The 16,768-nt window shown below is 42.5% G+C and carries 17 protein-coding genes and 1 tRNA gene; 13 read left to right on the top strand and 5 right to left on the bottom strand.

What is annotated here, in order from left to right:
- From BGI33_RS13330 to BGI33_RS00670, 3 genes are all read left to right on the top strand, one after another.
- The coding region (locus BGI33_RS13330; protein ID WP_218965088.1) for a hypothetical protein at positions 1–184 on the top strand (184 nt) is incomplete at its 5' end.
- Positions 185–202: 18 nt separating this feature from the next.
- Positions 203–2,086 (top strand): DUF3732 domain-containing protein, encoded by a 1,884-nt coding sequence (locus BGI33_RS00675; RefSeq protein WP_100089459.1) that lies wholly within the window; start codon positions 203–205, stop codon positions 2,084–2,086.
- Between the two features lie 6 nt (positions 2,087–2,092).
- Positions 2,093–3,136 (top strand): nucleoid-associated protein, encoded by a 1,044-nt coding sequence (locus BGI33_RS00670; RefSeq protein ID WP_100089458.1) that lies wholly within the window; start codon positions 2,093–2,095, stop codon positions 3,134–3,136.
- A 33-nt stretch (positions 3,137–3,169) separates the two neighbouring features.
- On the opposite strand, the gene BGI33_RS00665 is transcribed toward BGI33_RS00670, so the two are convergent.
- The 3 genes from BGI33_RS00665 to BGI33_RS00655 form a co-directional block, all read right to left on the bottom strand.
- Positions 3,170–3,244 (bottom strand) — tRNA-Arg (locus BGI33_RS00665).
- Between the two features lie 46 nt (positions 3,245–3,290).
- A complete protein-coding gene (locus tag BGI33_RS00660) occupies positions 3,291–4,265 on the bottom strand; it encodes a polyprenyl synthetase family protein (protein WP_100089457.1) in 975 nt (324 codons plus the stop codon).
- An 896-nt stretch (positions 4,266–5,161) separates the two neighbouring features.
- Positions 5,162–5,455: a hypothetical protein gene (locus BGI33_RS00655; RefSeq protein ID WP_100089456.1), complete on the bottom strand. Its 294-nt coding sequence runs from the start codon at positions 5,453–5,455 to the stop codon at positions 5,162–5,164.
- Positions 5,456–6,450: 995 nt separating this feature from the next.
- Here BGI33_RS00655 and rplU point away from each other — a divergent pair.
- The 3 genes from rplU (at position 6,451) to obgE (ending at position 8,361) form a co-directional block, all read left to right on the top strand.
- Positions 6,451–6,759, top strand: coding sequence for a 50S ribosomal protein L21 (gene rplU / locus BGI33_RS00650; RefSeq protein ID WP_100089455.1), 309 nt, complete (start codon positions 6,451–6,453; stop codon positions 6,757–6,759).
- A 20-nt stretch (positions 6,760–6,779) separates the two neighbouring features.
- Positions 6,780–7,052: a 50S ribosomal protein L27 gene (gene rpmA, locus BGI33_RS00645; protein ID WP_025331257.1), complete on the top strand. Its 273-nt coding sequence runs from the start codon at positions 6,780–6,782 to the stop codon at positions 7,050–7,052.
- 175 nt (positions 7,053–7,227) lie between these two features.
- Entirely contained in the window at positions 7,228–8,361 is a 1,134-nt protein-coding gene (gene obgE / locus BGI33_RS00640) for a GTPase ObgE (RefSeq protein ID WP_100089454.1), read from the top strand.
- A gap of 86 nt (positions 8,362–8,447) precedes the next feature.
- On the opposite strand, the gene BGI33_RS00635 is transcribed toward obgE, so the two are convergent.
- The gene (locus BGI33_RS00635; RefSeq protein ID WP_100089453.1) at positions 8,448–9,005 is read right to left on the bottom strand and encodes a hypothetical protein; all 558 of its coding nucleotides are present in this window, start codon (positions 9,003–9,005) and stop codon (positions 8,448–8,450) included.
- A 324-nt stretch (positions 9,006–9,329) separates the two neighbouring features.
- On the opposite strand from BGI33_RS00635, the gene BGI33_RS00630 reads away from it, so the two are divergent.
- The 6 genes from BGI33_RS00630 (at position 9,330) to argJ (ending at position 15,772) form a co-directional block, all read left to right on the top strand.
- Positions 9,330–9,839: a HugZ family pyridoxamine 5'-phosphate oxidase gene (locus BGI33_RS00630; RefSeq protein WP_100089452.1), complete on the top strand. Its 510-nt coding sequence runs from the start codon at positions 9,330–9,332 to the stop codon at positions 9,837–9,839.
- Between the two features lie 86 nt (positions 9,840–9,925).
- The gene (gene ubiB, locus BGI33_RS00625) at positions 9,926–11,455 is read left to right on the top strand and encodes a ubiquinone biosynthesis regulatory protein kinase UbiB (RefSeq protein ID WP_100089451.1); all 1,530 of its coding nucleotides are present in this window, start codon (positions 9,926–9,928) and stop codon (positions 11,453–11,455) included.
- 183 nt (positions 11,456–11,638) lie between these two features.
- Complete coding sequence (locus BGI33_RS00620) at positions 11,639–12,418, top strand: phosphatidylserine decarboxylase (RefSeq protein ID WP_100089450.1); 780 nt, start codon at positions 11,639–11,641, stop codon at positions 12,416–12,418.
- Positions 12,419–12,494: 76 nt separating this feature from the next.
- The gene (gene hflX, locus BGI33_RS00615) at positions 12,495–13,676 is read left to right on the top strand and encodes a GTPase HflX (protein WP_100089449.1); all 1,182 of its coding nucleotides are present in this window, start codon (positions 12,495–12,497) and stop codon (positions 13,674–13,676) included.
- Positions 13,677–13,703: 27 nt separating this feature from the next.
- On the top strand, positions 13,704–14,492 hold the full coding sequence (gene pssA, locus BGI33_RS00610; RefSeq protein ID WP_100089448.1) for a CDP-diacylglycerol--serine O-phosphatidyltransferase: 789 nt from the start codon (positions 13,704–13,706) through the stop codon (positions 14,490–14,492).
- Positions 14,493–14,554: 62 nt separating this feature from the next.
- Positions 14,555–15,772, top strand: a complete 1,218-nt coding sequence (gene argJ, locus BGI33_RS00605) for a bifunctional glutamate N-acetyltransferase/amino-acid acetyltransferase ArgJ (RefSeq protein WP_100089447.1) — start codon at positions 14,555–14,557, stop codon at positions 15,770–15,772.
- Positions 15,773–15,831: 59 nt separating this feature from the next.
- On the opposite strand, the gene BGI33_RS00600 is transcribed toward argJ, so the two are convergent.
- Positions 15,832–16,182: a RidA family protein gene (locus BGI33_RS00600; RefSeq protein WP_100089446.1), complete on the bottom strand. Its 351-nt coding sequence runs from the start codon at positions 16,180–16,182 to the stop codon at positions 15,832–15,834.
- A gap of 73 nt (positions 16,183–16,255) precedes the next feature.
- Here BGI33_RS00600 and BGI33_RS00595 point away from each other — a divergent pair, with 73 nt between their 5' ends.
- Positions 16,256–16,744 (top strand): aminoacyl-tRNA deacylase, encoded by a 489-nt coding sequence (locus BGI33_RS00595; protein ID WP_100089445.1) that lies wholly within the window; start codon positions 16,256–16,258, stop codon positions 16,742–16,744.
- The last annotated feature ends 24 nt before the right edge of the window (positions 16,745–16,768 follow it).

Genomic DNA, 16,768 nt, shown 5'->3' with positions numbered 1-16,768 from the left:
TATTAATTTTATTACTATATTTCAAAATGCTAATGAAATTAATATCATTGAAAATTATATAATAAATAAAGGATTGTGGAATTTTAAAGATGCAGATTTAGGTCAAAGATTTAATCAAATACAAAAAGCGATTCCAAAATTTTTAGATTTAATACAAACTCGTCAAACAACTTTTTTTATATAAAATTCTGAAGATTGAGCTATGAAGTTTATTATACATGAAATAAAGATTTGGTTTAATGATGAAACTATAAACTCTAAGAGTTTAAATTTTTTGCCAAATAAAATTAATGTTATAACAGGATTAGCAAATACTGGGAAAACTACTATTTGGTCTATCATAGATTATTGTTTATTGTCTGAAAATTTTAATATTGCAACTTCAATAAGTAAAGTGGCATCATGGTTCGGCTTACGTTTTAGTATTAATGGGCGCGAAATATCTATTGTACGTCAATCTCCTAGTGACAAAAGAATTTCATCAAATATTTATTTTGCTTATGGTGGCTTCCCTTTAATACCTGAAAATAATATAAATAGTATTAATGAATTAAAGGAGGAATTAAATGAGAAATTTGGTTTTGATAATAGTATTAAATCCTTTTTTGTTACCAACTCTTTAAATAAATCCTTAAAAAAAGAATATCAATTTGACTATAGAGATTTTTTGATTTTTTGTGCTTTAACAGACACTATAATTGGTATACCTAATATTTATTTAGATAATATTTTTTATTCAAACCTTGGAAATATTGACAAGCTAACTAGAATTTTTGATTTAGCTATGGGAATACATGATTTAAAAACCATTGAAGCGTATAACCAGCTATATAAAATTGAGAAAGAACTATCTGATTTAAAAAAAGATAAAAACCTATATACTAAAAATGAATTAAAATTAACTACAGAAATCAAAGAATTATTTGAAAAGTGTAAATTCTATAACTTTTTGAGCTACGATATAAACTTCATAAGTACTAGTGATTCGATAGCTCTAATAGAAAGGATCGTACAAGATAAAAAAGATTCGGCTATCAGTTCTGAAAAGTTTAAACAATTAGATAAACTAAGGTTTAAAAAGAGACAAATACAACTTGAGTTAAATGAAATTAGAAATTTCAATCAGGAATACACAAAGTATAAGAATAATATTAATAAGGTAGCTGATAGTTTGAAACCAATTGATTATTTAAGTCAAAATTTAAATTCTCAACTTATTGATTCATACCAATCAAAATTATTTTTAGCCAATTTATCTGATTCATTAAAAGACATAAAACAAAGTTTAGCTAAAAAGATAAATCCTCCGATTGATGTTCAAGGCGAAGAAAAAAAATTAATACAAGAATTAAAAAATGTAGAAATTGAAATTAACTCATTGCAACAATCAATTAATAATTTACCTTATATGGCTGAGGAATATATACGAATTGGTGAGATAAGTAATGCATTAAATAATATATTATCATCATTTAATGCCAAAATTAATATTAATAAGCTAAACGAGAAATATAAAATATTAGAAGAAAAAAAAGAAGCTTTATTACAATTATGTGACAGAACCGAAAATGCTAGATTTGAAAATATTAATCTATTAAATGATTGCATTCAATATTATTTTGAAAAATTTGATAAGATATCTGATTTTAAGAATTGTAGAGTAGAATTCAACTTAGAAACAATGTCTTTGAATCTCTTTTCTTTATCAGATGTATCATCGTCGAATCCAATATTGACTGGGAGCCAATCAAATTTTATGATTCTGCACTTATGTTTCTTTTTAGGGCTTCACAAATATTTGCTGGATAAAAAAAGTGTTTTTGTTCCGCAAATCTTATTCATAGATCAACCTAGCAAACCATATTTTGAAAGAGAAGATGATAGGGCTAAATTACTTGATGTATTCTTTTTATTAAATGAATTTTTTAATACCTTAAATAAAGACAAAGATGAAACTTTTCAATTAATTTTATTGGAGCATGCAGAGTCGCATAATTGGGAAAATCATAAAATGGAGAATTTTCATCTTGTAGATGAATTTATTGGTGATAATGCTCTCGTTCCAAAAAATTTACTAAAAGAATAGTTTATTATGAATAAAATAGAATTAGGATTTATAAGTCATTTAATTATGCATGGTATTGGTAATAAAAGTAATGGTGATGGTGTAAGGTTATATGATGAATTGACCAATTATGAAAATGTAAAAGAAACACTTAATAATTTGATAACTTCTAATTTTAAATTTGACGATTTATATAAGTTTTATTTTTCACATTCTTTAGAGCTTAATCCGATTTATACTTATGTTAGCAATATGTTTGCTAACAAAAAAATTGATAACTTTATTGATCAATCAAAAAATATTGGATGCTATCTGTATGATAAAAGTAACCACCCGCAAATCAAGGCTGGGGAATTAGGGGTATTTTATCTTGCTGATTGTACAGTTGATGATGAAAAAGTGGATTGTATTGGTATCTTTAAATCAGAAAATAAGCAAAGAATTCTGAAAATTGAAGATAAACAAACCGGCTATGATTTGGCCGATATTGAAGGCTTAAGTATTCAGAAGCTGGATAAAGGTTGTTTGATTTTCAATCAGCATAGGGAGCAAGGCTATCTGGTTGCTGTTGTGGATAATACAAACAGACGTGCGGAAGCTAAGTACTGGACAGATGATTTTCTGAGTATTAAACCAATTAATAATGAATATCATCAGACAACACATATTATGGAAACGGCTAAGCACTTTATAGCTCAAACCATGGATGCTGATGATGAAGCCAGTAAGTCGGAAAAAATAGGTTTACTTAATCGTTCTGTGGATTATTTTAAAAATAATGAACAGTTTGATTTACAGGAATTTGAGCAGCAGGTATTTGCCAAAGATGATTTAATCAGAAAATATCAAGATTTTAGTCAGAATTATGCACAGGAAAATCAATTAGAACTGGTTAACAACTTTGATATTTCTCCGAAAGCAGTAAAAAAACAGGAGAGGTATTTTAAGAGTGTAGTGAAGCTGGATAAAAATTTTCATATCTATATTCACGGTGGCAAAGATATGATTGAAAAGGGTAGAGATGGTGATGGGCGTAAGTTTTATAAGATTTATTATCAGGAAGAAAACTGATTATTCCACGTTTAGTAACCGAGTCTGGTGAAATGGTCCCGCCGACAGGAATCGAACCTGTATCACACGCTTAGGAGGCATGTGTTCTATCCGTTGAACTACGGCGAGACTTTGAAAACAGGGCTATGGCTGGAGTCAGCCATAGCCCGCTATTTTAAGAGATTCGGGCTAAAGATGCCAATGCTAAATCACGCATGGCCTGAGTGGTATCATTATCCGGTAAATCATTCAGGCAGTTAACAGCCGCGTCTACCGCTTTTTTGGCCTGTGCGGTGCAGTAGGCCAGTGCATCTGAGTGGATAACGTGGTCGTGGATCTTATCGAAGTAGCTGCGGTCGGCATGCTCCAGTGCATGGCGCACATCGGCAGCGGCAGCAGGGCTGCCCTGATTGAGCAGGTAAATCAGCGGCAGAGTAGGTTTGCCTTCGGCCAGATCATCGCCAACATTTTTACCAATGGTGTCTACATCGCCGGCGTAATCCAGTATATCATCGATAATCTGGAATGCTGTGCCCAGATAGGTACCGTAGTTTTTCAGTGCCAATTCCTGTTTTTCGGTAGCCTTGGCCAGTATGGCACCCACTTGTGCTGCGGCCTGAAATAATTTGGCGGTTTTGTATTTGATTACCTGTAGATACTGTTCTTCGGTTACGTCGATATTGCCAATATTCATCAGTTGCATCACTTCACCTTCAGCGATGATATTGGTGGCTTCGGCCATTACTTCCAGAATACGCAGGCTGCCGGAACCTACCATTAGCTGAAAGGCGCGGGTATAGAGGAAATCACCTACCAGCACGGCTGCGGCATTGCCAAACAGGTTGTTGGCGGTTTCGCGGCCGCGGCGCAGGTCGCTTTCATCTACTACATCATCGTGCAACAGGGTGGAGGTGTGGATGAATTCCACCATGGCTGCCAGTGAAAACAGTGGATCCTCATTGTAGCCCAGTGCCTTGCCGGCAAGAATGGTGATTATCGGACGCAGGCGCTTGCCGCCGGCGCTGATAATATACTGGCCAATTTGAGAAATCAGGACAACCTCAGATTCGACAGCACGGTTGATTACCGCATCAACTCGGTTTAAGTCTTCAGGCAGGTGTTTTTGGAAATAAGGCAGGTTTTCAAGCATGTGTTTAGCGTTTCTGCAACTGGTACTGGTGATGTGATTTAATCAATGAGTGCTCGTAACTGCTGAGCGCTTTTGCCTATTATTATACTTGAAATCAATTTAGGAAAGAGAAAAGTTAGATTGGGTTAATACCGATGTGTTCTGGAACCTGTGGCAGCAATAACGGTGCTGGGGACTGAATTCGCAGCAGGCTTTTATGTTTATAGCGGCATTCTAGTCAACTGATTGATTAATTTGCAGTTTTTATGTATGAGTATGTTGCCTGCTTTGGTGAAGTGTGTGGGGGTCAGGGTGCTGGGGAGCTGATTTTGCCAGACACAGACGGTGAATATATTTTGCTAATGGGCTAAAGCGTTTGAATAGTGTATTTGGGTTTAATGCGAATCTATGGTTATAAATAACAATTTTTTCCAGTATTGCGACGGATATAGTGCTGCTTGCTGTGATTTGGGCAATGGCTTCTATATTGCTGTGAGGATATGTGGTACGAAATGAGTCAAGATTGTATTCAGTGTGATTATCTTTCTGTATGCGATTAATGGCTGCTTTTGCCTGCCGATATATAAAGATTGATGTATTGGCAGGTGGGGTAGGTAGGGTAAAAATGTTGCTGTGCGCTTGTAGCAGGCAGATATATCTGTGCGGATATGTTCATTACCAGAATGGCTATATATGTTTGTAGTTGTGATGTTGAGATATGAGTAATAGCTGTCTTGGATAGTTTTGTATGTGTATCTATATAAATAGTTTTTGGTAATAAAAGTGTGCTGCTGTGAGTAATCGGTACCAGATAATCAGGCCAGAGTTTGCGAATAGGGTACAGCAAGTCTGAAATGTTGCGGGTAATAAAAAACTCCTTACGAATAAGGAGTTTGAGATTGGTATTTGATAGTTGCTTAGTTTTTGGGCATGGTGTGTATACAGCTACCAAGGCCTAGATGTGTCTGTTTCTCGGTTTTGGTGATGCCATTAATGCTAATGGTACTACGCTGCCAAGTACAAATGTACAGAATATGCAGAATGGGTTTTGACTCAATCAATAACCAGGGAGTAGTGATTTCACCCGGTTTCGCAATAGTTGAACTAACATCACCAATAGGGTGAGTTATGCCTTTACTGGGATTACCGGCAAAGCTGCTGGCAGGAAGGGCTAAAAGCAAAGAAGTAAAAAGTACGGCTAATTTTTTCATTTTATTTCCTAAATTTATTGATTAAGGAAAATTTATGTTAGCACGAATAAAGAAAAATTTTTTTCAATAGGTTGTGTAAAGGACAAAAGTTCTGGATATAAGATTTAACCCAGATGGATATTAAATATTATTTAATTGGCCTTTTTTATGCTTGTGGTTTTAATATTTATGTCGTTCGATTGTTATGAAAGTAGATTAGAAATTTATTTTAGCCTTGTATTTAGTTGGTTTTCAGCTTGCCTGCTATCGACATTATTTTACATTCGCTAATGAATGTTAATTAAAGCACTAAGCTATAGTTAGTATTGGTTTATAGGTAAATGCTGAATAGATTTGGTGTGTATAATTATTTATTTTGAAAGATTTATTTGCTATTTTGTTGCTTGAATATGCTGTAATTAATAATGAAGTAGGTTTTTATTGATTTTTTCTGGCATTAAATGGCTTTTTGCGGATTGTTGTGTTCGGAAAGAAATTTTTTGTGGTTTTTGTGTGTATTTGTTGTGTTTTTAGGTGAATTAAATTTTTCATATTTATATTAATTGTTGATTAATATGACGATTTATCTGTGATGTGGGGCTGGTTTTTCGGTATTCGATGAATCAGGCAAGAAGGGGTTATGGTCATTGCCTGAAACAAAGCAGGAAGTTTAGCTATTGTTGCAAACGGAAAAGCTGTATTCAGAAGATGTAGTCTGTAGCGTTGATTGTTATTGATGAAGTAATTGCTTTGTGTTTGATTGTCGAATTTTAATTAGCTGTTAGCCAGAGAATTGACTGATAAATGTGGTGCTGGCTGTGAGCTGGTGGATGCATACATACTGCAACTATATATGAGTATTATTATATGAGTATTATTCTAAATTCTATGAATTCAGCAAGATATTTTATTTACTGTTTTGACAGTAAATTCGGTGATTGTTATAATCGGCAATTCCGTTTTTATGCGGAAATTTAGTTTTTGTTTTTTTAATTGAATTCCTATTGGAGTTGAGTATGTACGCGGTCGTAAAAACCGGCGGTAAACAGTATAAAGTTGCCGTTGGCGAAAAATTAAAAGTAGAACAGATACCAGCAGAACTCGACAGCCAGATCGAACTGAATGAAGTTTTGATGATTGCTGACGGTGAAGCGGTGAAGGTGGGTACGCCTTTTGTTGAAGGCGCGAAAGTAACCGCTAAAGTGGTTGCACATGGCCGTCACGATAAAGTACGTATTTTCAAAATGCGTCGTCGTAAACACTACCAGAAACGTCAGGGTCACCGCCAGAATTTTACCCAGATTGAAATCGTGGCGATTGCCTAATTGAGTGAAGGAATAACAGAATGGCACACAAAAAAGCAGGCGGTAGCTCCCGCAACGGTCGTGATTCAGAAGCCAAACGTTTGGGCGTTAAAGCCTTTGGTAATGAATTGATTCCGGCTGGTTCAATTATTGTTCGTCAACGCGGTACTCGTTTTCACGCTGGTGAAAATGTAGGTATGGGTAAAGACCACACTTTATTCGCTAAAGTGGATGGTTATGTAGAATTTGCCGTAAAAGGCGCGTTGAACCGTAAAACAGTAAGTGTGCGCCCATATACTGGCGCAGACGAGTAAGTTTTTACTGATGCTAAGCCCTGCCTGTCTGGCAGGGCTTTTTTGTTGTAAAGTCGGTTGTGGTGAATAGTCAGCACTATTGTGCTGTAGTTTGGCTATAATCACGCTATGACGCTTTCACATGGGCAGTACGCTTTTTGTCTGTCCGGGCTAAATATTGCAGACTGAGAATGATATGAAGTTTATTGATGAAGCAAAAATCGAGGTAGTTGCCGGCCGCGGCGGCAATGGTGCGGCCAGCTTCCGCCGCGAAAAATTTGTGCCTAAGGGCGGCCCGGATGGCGGTGATGGTGGCAGAGGCGGCAGTGTCTGGGCGGTAGCGGATGAAAACATCAATACTTTGGTGGAATATCGTTTTGTTAAACGCTATCAGGCCAAAAATGGTGAAAAAGGCCATGGTTCTGACCGGTATGGACGTGGCGCTGATGATATTGAGCTGAGGATGCCGGTGGGCACGCTGATTCGTGATGTTGATACGGAGCAGGTAGTAGCCGATTTAACGCATCATGGTCAACGGGTGTGTCTGGCTAAAGGTGGTAAGGGTGGTTTGGGTAATATTCACTTCAAATCATCGGTTAATCGTGCACCGAAGCAGGCTACCCCGGGTGAGGAGGGTGAGTCACGCTGTTTGCTGCTGGAATTGAAGGTGCTGGCTGATGTGGGCTTGCTGGGTATGCCGAATGCCGGTAAATCTACGCTGATTAGTGCGGTTTCAGCAGCACGACCCAAGGTGGCTGATTATCCATTTACTACTTTGCATCCTAATCTGGGGGTAGTACGTAGTGATGATAATCACAGTTTTGTAATGGCTGATATTCCCGGACTGATTGAAGGTGCGGCCGAAGGTGCCGGTTTGGGGCACCGTTTTCTGAAACATTTGTCGCGTACGGGGCTGCTGCTGCATGTGGTGGATTTAGCACCTTTTGATGAAGGTGTGAATCCGGCAGCTGAGGCTCTGGCGATTATTGAGGAGTTGCGCCGCTTTGATGAGGCGTTACATGATAAACCGCGCTGGCTGGTATTGAATAAAATTGATATGCTGGCTGAGGATGAGCGTGCTGCCCGTGTGGCTCAGTTTCTTGACGATATCGGCTGGGATTATCCGCAGCCAGATGATGAGTTTGAATTTGACCTGACAACGCCACGAGTATTTGAAATCAGCGCACTGGCGCATCAGGGAACGCAGGAGCTGATGCAGACTATTCAGCGTTATCTGGATGCACGACATAAATTACTGGCACAACAGCAGGATGTACAACCGGCTGTAGCAGAGGTACCGACTGCGAACGGGTTGATTCAGCCTGAATAAATTAAGTGTTGATATTGTTTGGCCACCTGTTGCAGGTGGCTTTTTTGTGTTTGAGAATAAGCTAGGCAATATGGGAAAGGAAGAACTTAGTTTGTTTGCTGATGATAAGGACGACGGCGGCGCAGAAACCGGTATAAAAATTGCAGAGCTAATACGCTGATTAAGGCCAGTACCGCTGCCATGGATATCTGGTCTACGGCATAGGCTGTGGATTTGATAGGTGTCACAGTGCTGGCTGTTGCCTGATATGTGGCAATGGTAATGCTGCGGGATGTGCGCAGGCTGGTTTGTATCAGTTGCTGTTGTGCTGTTTGCTGCACAACTTTGTAGCTAAAGGTGTCGTTGTCATTCTTCTGTTTGCTGCCTTCTGGGTTTTTAGCCAGAAAAGTGGTTTTGGCTAGTGGATGCTGCTGGACATAAGAATAGGGTAGAGCCAGAAAGGAGCCGTCTGGTTCGAATGTGGCAATTGTGAAATCTGCATGCCACGGCTTGTGATTGCTGGCTGTTCTGCTATCCAGACTGGCCAGCAGATAGATAAACAGAATCAGGAAACCACAGAATAATACCAGTTTGAGCAATCTCTGTTTAAATTGCCCGGAGCGTGTTTGGAGCTGATTGGCTGCTGGATTATACTGATTGCGCATGAGGTTGTACCGCTGCTGATGGGTTGAATTTATTTTAAAGTGTTGCTGGTGGCTGGCTGGTGATTTTACCTAATTTTTGAGGTTGTCGACGTTTAATATTTTTTATTGTCGCTGCAATATGGGCCGACAGATGCAGATTGTGTTGATTCAGATCAGATATTTGAGTCTATTGTTGATTAACAATCATTTTTTATCTGTATTGTTGGGCGCGATATTTTTGCTGGCTATGGCTGGTAGTACAGACTGTGAATGGTATTTGAGTTTTCAGATGAAAATTATTATCATTAATTTTTGATATAGTTAATCTGATTTAGGAATGGATCTATGAGCGAACAACATGATATAGCTGAACTTCAGACAGCCGTAACACGGTTACAACAGTTAAATTCTCTGGTTCTGGCTACGGTAGGGCAGGATGGGGTGCCGTTGGCGAGCTATGCGCCATTTGCTGAGTATGATGGCTGTCTGTATGTTTTGTTGTCTGGGTTGTCGTTACATACACAGAATTTGCAGCGGCAGCAGCAGGCGAATGTGATGCTGATTGAAGACGAAGCTTCTGCTCGCAATATATTTGCTCGTACGCGACTGAATTATACAGTATCGGTAACGACTATCGAAAAAGACACTACTGATGGTATTGCGGCTTTGCAGGCAATGAAAGCCAAACTGGGTAATACGGTAGATGTGCTGAGTGGGCTGCCGGATTTTATGCTGTTTCGCCTGCAACTGGAAAAAGCGCGTCTGGTAACCGGTTTTGGGCGTGCTTATGTGTTTGTGCCGGGCGATGTGGCTGGTGCAGTACAGTTAACGGAAAAGAATGCTAAAACAGTATGATATCAGTGCGCGCGGCTATTGCTCGGTAAAGGAGGATAAAATCCCGTACAATAACCGCTTTATTCGGATAAACCGGAGCTGCGTACATGTGGTGTTGGCCTAAACGAATTTGGGTGATTATCCAGACGGTCTATGTATATGGTCTGCTGGATTTGGTGCAGGCGCATATAGGGTCATTATGGTTGCAAAGACTTGTACGCCTGCTACCTCGTGGCCGCAAATACCGGGAGTTAACGGCCGCAGTACGCTTGCGTCTGGCGCTGGAAAGTCTGGGGCCGATTTTTATTAAATTTGGGCAGGTATTATCTACTCGGCCGGATTTGATACCAGCAGATTATGCTCATGAGCTGGCTCTGTTGCAAGACCGGGTACCACCATTTGACAGCGATGTGGCAATTAAGGTTATTGAAAGTGAGCTGGGTAAACCGCTGGAGGCGATTTATGCCCGGTTTAATCCGCAACCGGTAGCCAGTGCTTCTATTGCGCAGGTACATGAGGCTTATCTGTTTAATACAGATGGTGGTGTTGGCCAGAAGGTGGCAGTGAAGGTTTTGCGCCCGAATATTGCTCCGGTGATTGATCAGGATTTGGCGCTGATGGCCGTGGGTGCGCGCTGGGTGGAATGGCTGTTTGCTGGTGGTAAGCGGCTGAAGCCTCGAGAGGTAGTGGCAGAATTCAAGAATTATCTGCATGATGAGCTGGATTTGATGAGAGAGGCGGCCAATGCCAGCCTGCTCGGGCGTCAGTTTAGTAATAGTTCGATGCTGATTATTCCGGCGGTTTATTATGATTTTTGTGCACGCCGGGTGCTGACAATTGAGTGGATGGATGGTATTCCTGTTGCCAGTCTGGACAGGCTGCGTGAGAAAAATATTGATTTACACCAGCTGGCTCGCTATGGGGTAGAGATTTTCTTTACTCAGGTATTTGATAATGGATTTTTCCATGCCGATATGCATCCGGGCAATATTATGGTGGCGAATGACGGCCGCTATATTGCGCTGGATTTTGGTATTGTCGGTACGTTGACTGATTACGATAAACGTTATCTGGCGATTAATTTTCTGGCTTTTTTTAATCGTGATTATCATCGGGTGGCAATGGCGCATGTTGAGTCTGGCTGGGTACCGGCAGATACAAGGATAGAGGAGCTGGAAGCTGCTGTACGCGCAGTATGTGAACCGATTTTTAACAAGCCGCTGGCTGAGATTTCTTTTGGTATGGTGCTGATGCGCTTATTTGAAACCAGCCGCCGTTTTAATGTGGAAATTCAGCCACAACTGGTGTTGTTACAGAAGACATTATTAAATATTGAGGGGCTGGGACGGCAGCTTGATCCTAATCTGGATTTATGGGCCACGGCCAAACCGTTTTTAACTCGCTGGATGCATAACCAGATTGGTCTGAAGGCTTTGTGGAAAACGGTACGGCAGGAAGCGCCGGACTGGGCGCAAATGCTACCAGTGCTACCGCGCAAGCTGAATGCTCTGCTAGATGAAAGACGGCAGCTGGAATGGCGTGATGCTTATGTACATTTGCTACGTACGCAGCGCCAACAGAATTTCTGGCTGGCGGTGATTGCGCTGGTAATGCTGGCTGTTTTTCTGTTTAAATGATTTTTGCTGCATACGCAGCCTGAAATTATTGTATGTATTCGTTTTAATATTGTTCGTATTGTGAAATCTGCTTATAGTTATATGCAGTGCTTTAGCTTGAAAAGGCGGATTTCAGGTTATAATTTTGTCATTGCTTTTGCTGGCGGTCTGTCCGCAGTATCTCATCTGTAAAGGAGTAGTCTTGTGTCACGTATGTATCCTTATCCTTTGATTGCAAAGGAAGGCTGGCCGTTTATTATCGGTAGTCTGGTGCTGAGCATATTAACTGTTATCTGGTGCGGATGGTGGTCGCTGCCGTTATGGGTACTGACGGCATTTGTGGTGCAGTTTTTTCGTGACCCGGCGCGTGATATTCCTGTTGCTCCGGAAGATGTGCTGAGTCCGGCAGACGGGCGTATTGTGGTGGTGGAAAAAACCACTGATCCGTATCGTGGTGTTAATGCGCTGAAAATCAGTGTGTTTATGAATGTGTTTAATGTTCACTCCAATCGCAGCCCGATTGATGGCAAGGTGGAACGGGTAGATTATTTTAAGGGCAGTTTCCTGAATGCTGCGCTGGATAAGGCCAGTGTGCAAAATGAGCGCAATGCGGTACTGGCCGTAACAAAAACTGGCCGGCCGGTGACTTTTGTACAGGTAGCCGGTCTGGTGGCACGACGTATCCTGTGTTATGTCAATGCACACGATTTATTGCATCGCGGTGACCGTTATGGTTTTATCCGGTTTGGTTCGCGTGTGGATGTTTATCTGCCGGAAGACGCTACACCGCTGGTCGCAATTGGTGATAAGGTAAGTGCCAGTAGTACGGTACTGGCTACTTTGCCATTACATGCACCGGCTGCCGGTTCTGCGCCAGAAAATAGTGCGAGTTCTGTGGACAACACTACAGAAGAGGCCGATATGGTGAAAGAGGCCACTGACCGGGCAGCGGTAGCGGCACAGCATGTTCTGTCACAGGAATAGATATTATTTATCGTTATACAGGCTGTTTGTTCCTTTTCAGGATCAGGCAGCCTGTTGTTATTCAATTAGATAGCTTATGAGTGAATTTGCTAAAGCCAGTTTATCAGCCCGACAGGTACCAGAACGGGTGTTGCTGGTAGGTGTCCTGCTGGATAAGGATTTCCCGGTTGCAGCTGAACGCCGTACAACCCTGTTTCAGTCGGCACTGGCTGAGGCTCAGGAACTGGTGCGTGCCAGTGGGGCTGAGCTGGTGGAAGTGGTGCCATGTAAACGTCAGCAGCCGGATAGTGCATTGTTTGTGGGTAAGGGCAAGGCAGAGGAGCTGGCACAGCAGGTAGCTGAGGCTGAGATTGATCTGGTGGTATTCAATCATGCGCTGACGCCAACGCAGGAGCGCAATCTGGAACGGCGGCTACAATGCCGGGTATTGGATCGGGTTGGTTTGATTCTGGCTATTTTTGCCCGGCGTGCGCACAGTCAGGAAGGACGTTTGCAGGTAGAACTGGCGCAGTTAGTGCATTTGTCCAGCCGGCTGGTGCGTGGTTATGGACATTTGCAAAGCCAGCGGGGCGGGATAGGATTACGCGGGCCGGGAGAGACACGGCTGGAAACCGATCGCCGCCTTATCAGGCAGAAAATCACCCGTTTACGCCAGCAGTTGCAGCAGGTACGGCGGCAGCGGGCAACACAGCGTAAAAGCCGTAATCAGGGTATGCTGCCTGCTTTTGCACTGGTGGGCTATACCAATGTGGGAAAATCCAGCTTGTTTAACCGTCTGACCAAAGCACAGGTACTGGCAGAAGACCAGCTATTTGCTACGCTGGATAATACGGTGCGTCGCCTGTACCTGAATGACCAGACCAGTGTATTGTTGTCGGATACTGTAGGCTTTGTACGTGATTTGCCGCATAGTCTGGTGGCTGCTTTTGCTGCTACGCTGGAGGAAACAGCTCTGGCTGATGTGCTATTGCATGTGGTGGATGTTACTCATCCGGAGTTTGAACGGCAAATTGATGATGTGAATGCGGTGCTGAAAGAAATTGATGCAGCAAACATACCACAATTGATTATTTATAATAAAATTGACAAATTGGCTGCTGCGCAGCGGCCGCAAGGTATCGTGTGTGATATAAGCGGCCGTCCACAGGCTGTTTATATTTCAGTACAGAATGGTAGCGGTCTGGCTGATTTGCGTACGGCCATGATTGAATTGGCTAACATGAAGCATGTGATGCATGATGAACAGGACGATGATTGATACTGCCTGTTGAGGATTTGACTAAAGATGACACAAGAACAAACTGATGTGATTAAACATAATCGCCCAAATCGTCCAAGCCGGCGTCGGCGCCTACGTGACAACAGTATTTATTTGCTACCGAATGCGTTTACGCTGGCCGCGCTTTTTGCTGCTTTTTATGCGATTACCCAGTCTATGCATGGCCATTATGAAATTGCAGCGATTGCCGTGTTTATTTCCATGCTGCTGGACGGCATGGATGGGCGGGTTGCGCGTATGACCAATAGCCAGAGTGCGTTTGGTGAGCAGTTGGACAGTCTGGCGGATATGGTGAGTTTCGGCGTAGCACCAGCGCTGATTGCGTATAAATGGCAGTTATTTCATTTCGGTAAGATTGGCTATTCAGTGGCCTTTATCTACTGCGCCTGTGCGGCTTTGCGGCTGGCACTCTTCAATACCCTGATTGGTAAGGTAAGCAAGAAATGGTTTATTGGTATTCCCAGCCCGACAGCCGCTGCTCTTGTGATTGGTTTAATCTGGGTGAGCCATACATTTCAGGGTTTACCCCATTTAAACTGGCTTTGCCTGATTATTACCCTGTTTGGTGGTTTATCTATGGTGGTGCAGATACCTTTCTGGTCATTTAAGGAAATCAATGTTTACCGCAAAGTTCCTTTTTTTGTGATGATTCTGGCTGTTATCGTTCTGCTGGTGGTGACATGGGAACCATCGGTGGTGCTGTTTGCCTTTTTCCTGCTCTATAGTCTGTCTGGTTATGTAATGTTTATTTGGCGTGTGCTGACCAAACGCAAGTTTCAGCCAGAAGAATCGTGATGAAAATTTATTTGGTTGTGTAAAAAAATAAGCTGATGCATTCAATATAAGGGAGGATAGTTATGGCGGTTAATTTGTCTGTACCAAGTGATGAGCAGGTTTTGGCTATTGATGGTGTGCAGGTTTTCGTTGGTCAGGCCGGAATCAGAAAACCAGAGCATGATGATTTAACTTTGGTGGTGCTCAATAGCCTAAACAGTATTGGGGCTGTATTCACACAAAACCGTTTTTGTGCCGCGCCGGTGCAGATTGCCAAACAGCATCTGGCAACGGATGCAGGGGTACGTGCACTGGTCATTAATACCGGTAATGCCAATGCCGGTACTGGCCGGCAGGGGCTGGCAGATGCAGAATTTATTTGTGAAAAGGTGGCACAACAGATTGGCTGTCGTGCCTCGGAAGTGCTGCCATTTTCTACAGGTGTGATTCTTGAACCCTTGCCAGTAGATAAGATTGTGGCAGCCTTGCCCAAGGTTAAGGTTGTGCACTGGCCGCGGGCTGCGGCCGCAATCATGACTACCGATACTGTGCCCAAAATGGCTAGCCGTACCGTATATATTGATGGGCATAAAGTACACTTTACCGGAATTGCCAAGGGTTCAGGCATGATTCATCCGAACATGGCTACCATGCTCGGATTTGTGTTTACTGATGTAGCCATTGCTCAGCCGCTGTTGCAGCAGATGGTAGCTGAGGTAGCGGCCACATCGTTTAATGCGATTAGTGTGGATGGGGATACGTCTACCAATGACAGTTTTGTGGTGGTGGCTACAGGTAAGTCTCAATTAGGGCGGATAGATTCTGTGACCAGCAAAGATTATGCCGCGGTGAAAACAGTGCTGGCTGATTTGGCACTGGAGCTGGCGCAGGCTATCGTGCGTGATGGTGAGGGTGCTACCAAGTTTATTACTATTGATGTACGCAATGCGCTGACAGAGGCTGAGGCACGGCAAGTAGGTTATGCAGTTGCCCATTCACCGTTGGTAAAAACCGCTTTTTATGCCAGTGATCCGAATCTGGGGCGTATTTTGTGTGCCATTGGCTATGCAGGAATTGCTGATCTTGATGTAGCGGCAATTAAAGTATATCTGGGTGATGTTCTGGTGGCAGAAAAAGGTGGACGGGCCGGCAGCTATACGGAAGAGGCGGGCCAGCAGGTAATGGCACAGGATGAAATAACGGTGACAATTGATCTGGCACGTGCCGAGGCACAGGCGAAGATTTATACCTGTGATTTATCCAAAGAGTATGTGGCGATTAATGCTGATTACCGTAGCTAAATCGTATTCCATTCAAACAATAAACCCGCTGTTATGGCGGGTTTATTGTTTTAACCAGATTATTTCTGTACTGCGGTCAGTTTGATTTCCACTTTCCATTTCGGATTGGCCAATGCAGCCTGAACACAGGCTCTTGCTGGTGCTTTGCCTGGCGTAACCCAGTTGTCCCAGGCCTGATTCATGCCTGCATATTCCTGCATATCACTCAGATATATAACTGCTTCGCAAATATGCTGTTTGTCACTGCCACAAGCCGCAAGAATAGTATCTATCTGTGCCAGAATATTAGCAGTTTGTGCAGTGATGTCGGCATCTTCATTAGTGGGTACCTGTCCGGCGAGAAATATCAGGCCGTTGGCAATGGTGGCTTCTGCAAGGCGGTTACCGCTCTGGTAAAATTCGATACTCATGTACAGGCTCTTGAGGGTAGTAAAACAATGATGTTAGCACAGTTGTCCTTGCCTGCATTAATGAGGTGAAGTGATGAGTAAAAGTAAATTTCCGGTAACACCTGCTATCCGTTTTTTGCGTGCCCATCAGATACCATTTGAACCACAGGAATATGCTTACGTTGAGCATGGCGGAACGGCACAATCGGCATTAGCGTTGGGTGTGGATGAGCATGCAGTGATTAAAACCATTGTGCTGCAGAATGAACACAAGCAGGGCTTGATTGTGCTGATGCATGGTGACCGGCATATTTCCACGCGCCAGCTGGCACGGGAGCTGGGCATGAGGCATATAGAACCAGCCAGCCCGCAGCAGGCCAATAAATGGACGGGTTATCTGGTGGGTGGTACCAGCCCGTTTGGCAATAAGGCTGGACTGCCGGTATATGTAGAAGAAAGTATTTATGCTTTGCCACTGATTTATATTAATGGCGGCAAACGTGGTTTTCTGGTACAGATGCAGCCGCAGTATCTGGCCTGTTTACAGCCAGAATCGGTGCACGTGGCAACGGATGTGGCGTAGTTGAGCGTATTTGGTGCTATACAA

Source organism: Snodgrassella alvi (assembly GCF_002777425.1).
GTDB classification, from domain to species: domain Bacteria; phylum Pseudomonadota; class Gammaproteobacteria; order Burkholderiales; family Neisseriaceae; genus Snodgrassella; species Snodgrassella alvi_B.
The sequence above is the reverse complement of the archived record's forward strand: the minus strand, read 5'-3'. Positions and strand labels throughout refer to the sequence as shown.

Excerpts from the sequence above, each read along its gene's own strand:
- BGI33_RS00635 (WP_100089453.1), bottom strand. The coding sequence starts at position 9,005 with ATGCGCAATCAGTATAATCCAGCAGCCAATCAGCTCCAAACACGCTCC.
- argJ (WP_100089447.1), top strand. The coding sequence starts at position 14,555 with ATGGCGGTTAATTTGTCTGTACCAAGTGATGAGCAGGTTTTGGCTATT.
- ubiB (WP_100089451.1), top strand. The coding sequence starts at position 9,926 with ATGTGGTGTTGGCCTAAACGAATTTGGGTGATTATCCAGACGGTCTAT.
- BGI33_RS00595 (WP_100089445.1), top strand. The coding sequence starts at position 16,256 with ATGAGTAAAAGTAAATTTCCGGTAACACCTGCTATCCGTTTTTTGCGT.
- BGI33_RS00670 (WP_100089458.1), top strand. The coding sequence starts at position 2,093 with ATGAATAAAATAGAATTAGGATTTATAAGTCATTTAATTATGCATGGT.
- rplU (WP_100089455.1), top strand. The coding sequence starts at position 6,451 with ATGTACGCGGTCGTAAAAACCGGCGGTAAACAGTATAAAGTTGCCGTT.
- BGI33_RS00655 (WP_100089456.1), bottom strand. The coding sequence starts at position 5,455 with ATGAAAAAATTAGCCGTACTTTTTACTTCTTTGCTTTTAGCCCTTCCT.
- obgE (WP_100089454.1), top strand. The coding sequence starts at position 7,228 with ATGAAGTTTATTGATGAAGCAAAAATCGAGGTAGTTGCCGGCCGCGGC.
- pssA (WP_100089448.1), top strand. The coding sequence starts at position 13,704 with ATGACACAAGAACAAACTGATGTGATTAAACATAATCGCCCAAATCGT.
- hflX (WP_100089449.1), top strand. The coding sequence starts at position 12,495 with ATGAGTGAATTTGCTAAAGCCAGTTTATCAGCCCGACAGGTACCAGAA.
- BGI33_RS00675 (WP_100089459.1), top strand. The coding sequence starts at position 203 with ATGAAGTTTATTATACATGAAATAAAGATTTGGTTTAATGATGAAACT.
- BGI33_RS00630 (WP_100089452.1), top strand. The coding sequence starts at position 9,330 with ATGAGCGAACAACATGATATAGCTGAACTTCAGACAGCCGTAACACGG.
- BGI33_RS00600 (WP_100089446.1), bottom strand. The coding sequence starts at position 16,182 with ATGAGTATCGAATTTTACCAGAGCGGTAACCGCCTTGCAGAAGCCACC.
- BGI33_RS00660 (WP_100089457.1), bottom strand. The coding sequence starts at position 4,265 with ATGCTTGAAAACCTGCCTTATTTCCAAAAACACCTGCCTGAAGACTTA.
- rpmA (WP_025331257.1), top strand. The coding sequence starts at position 6,780 with ATGGCACACAAAAAAGCAGGCGGTAGCTCCCGCAACGGTCGTGATTCA.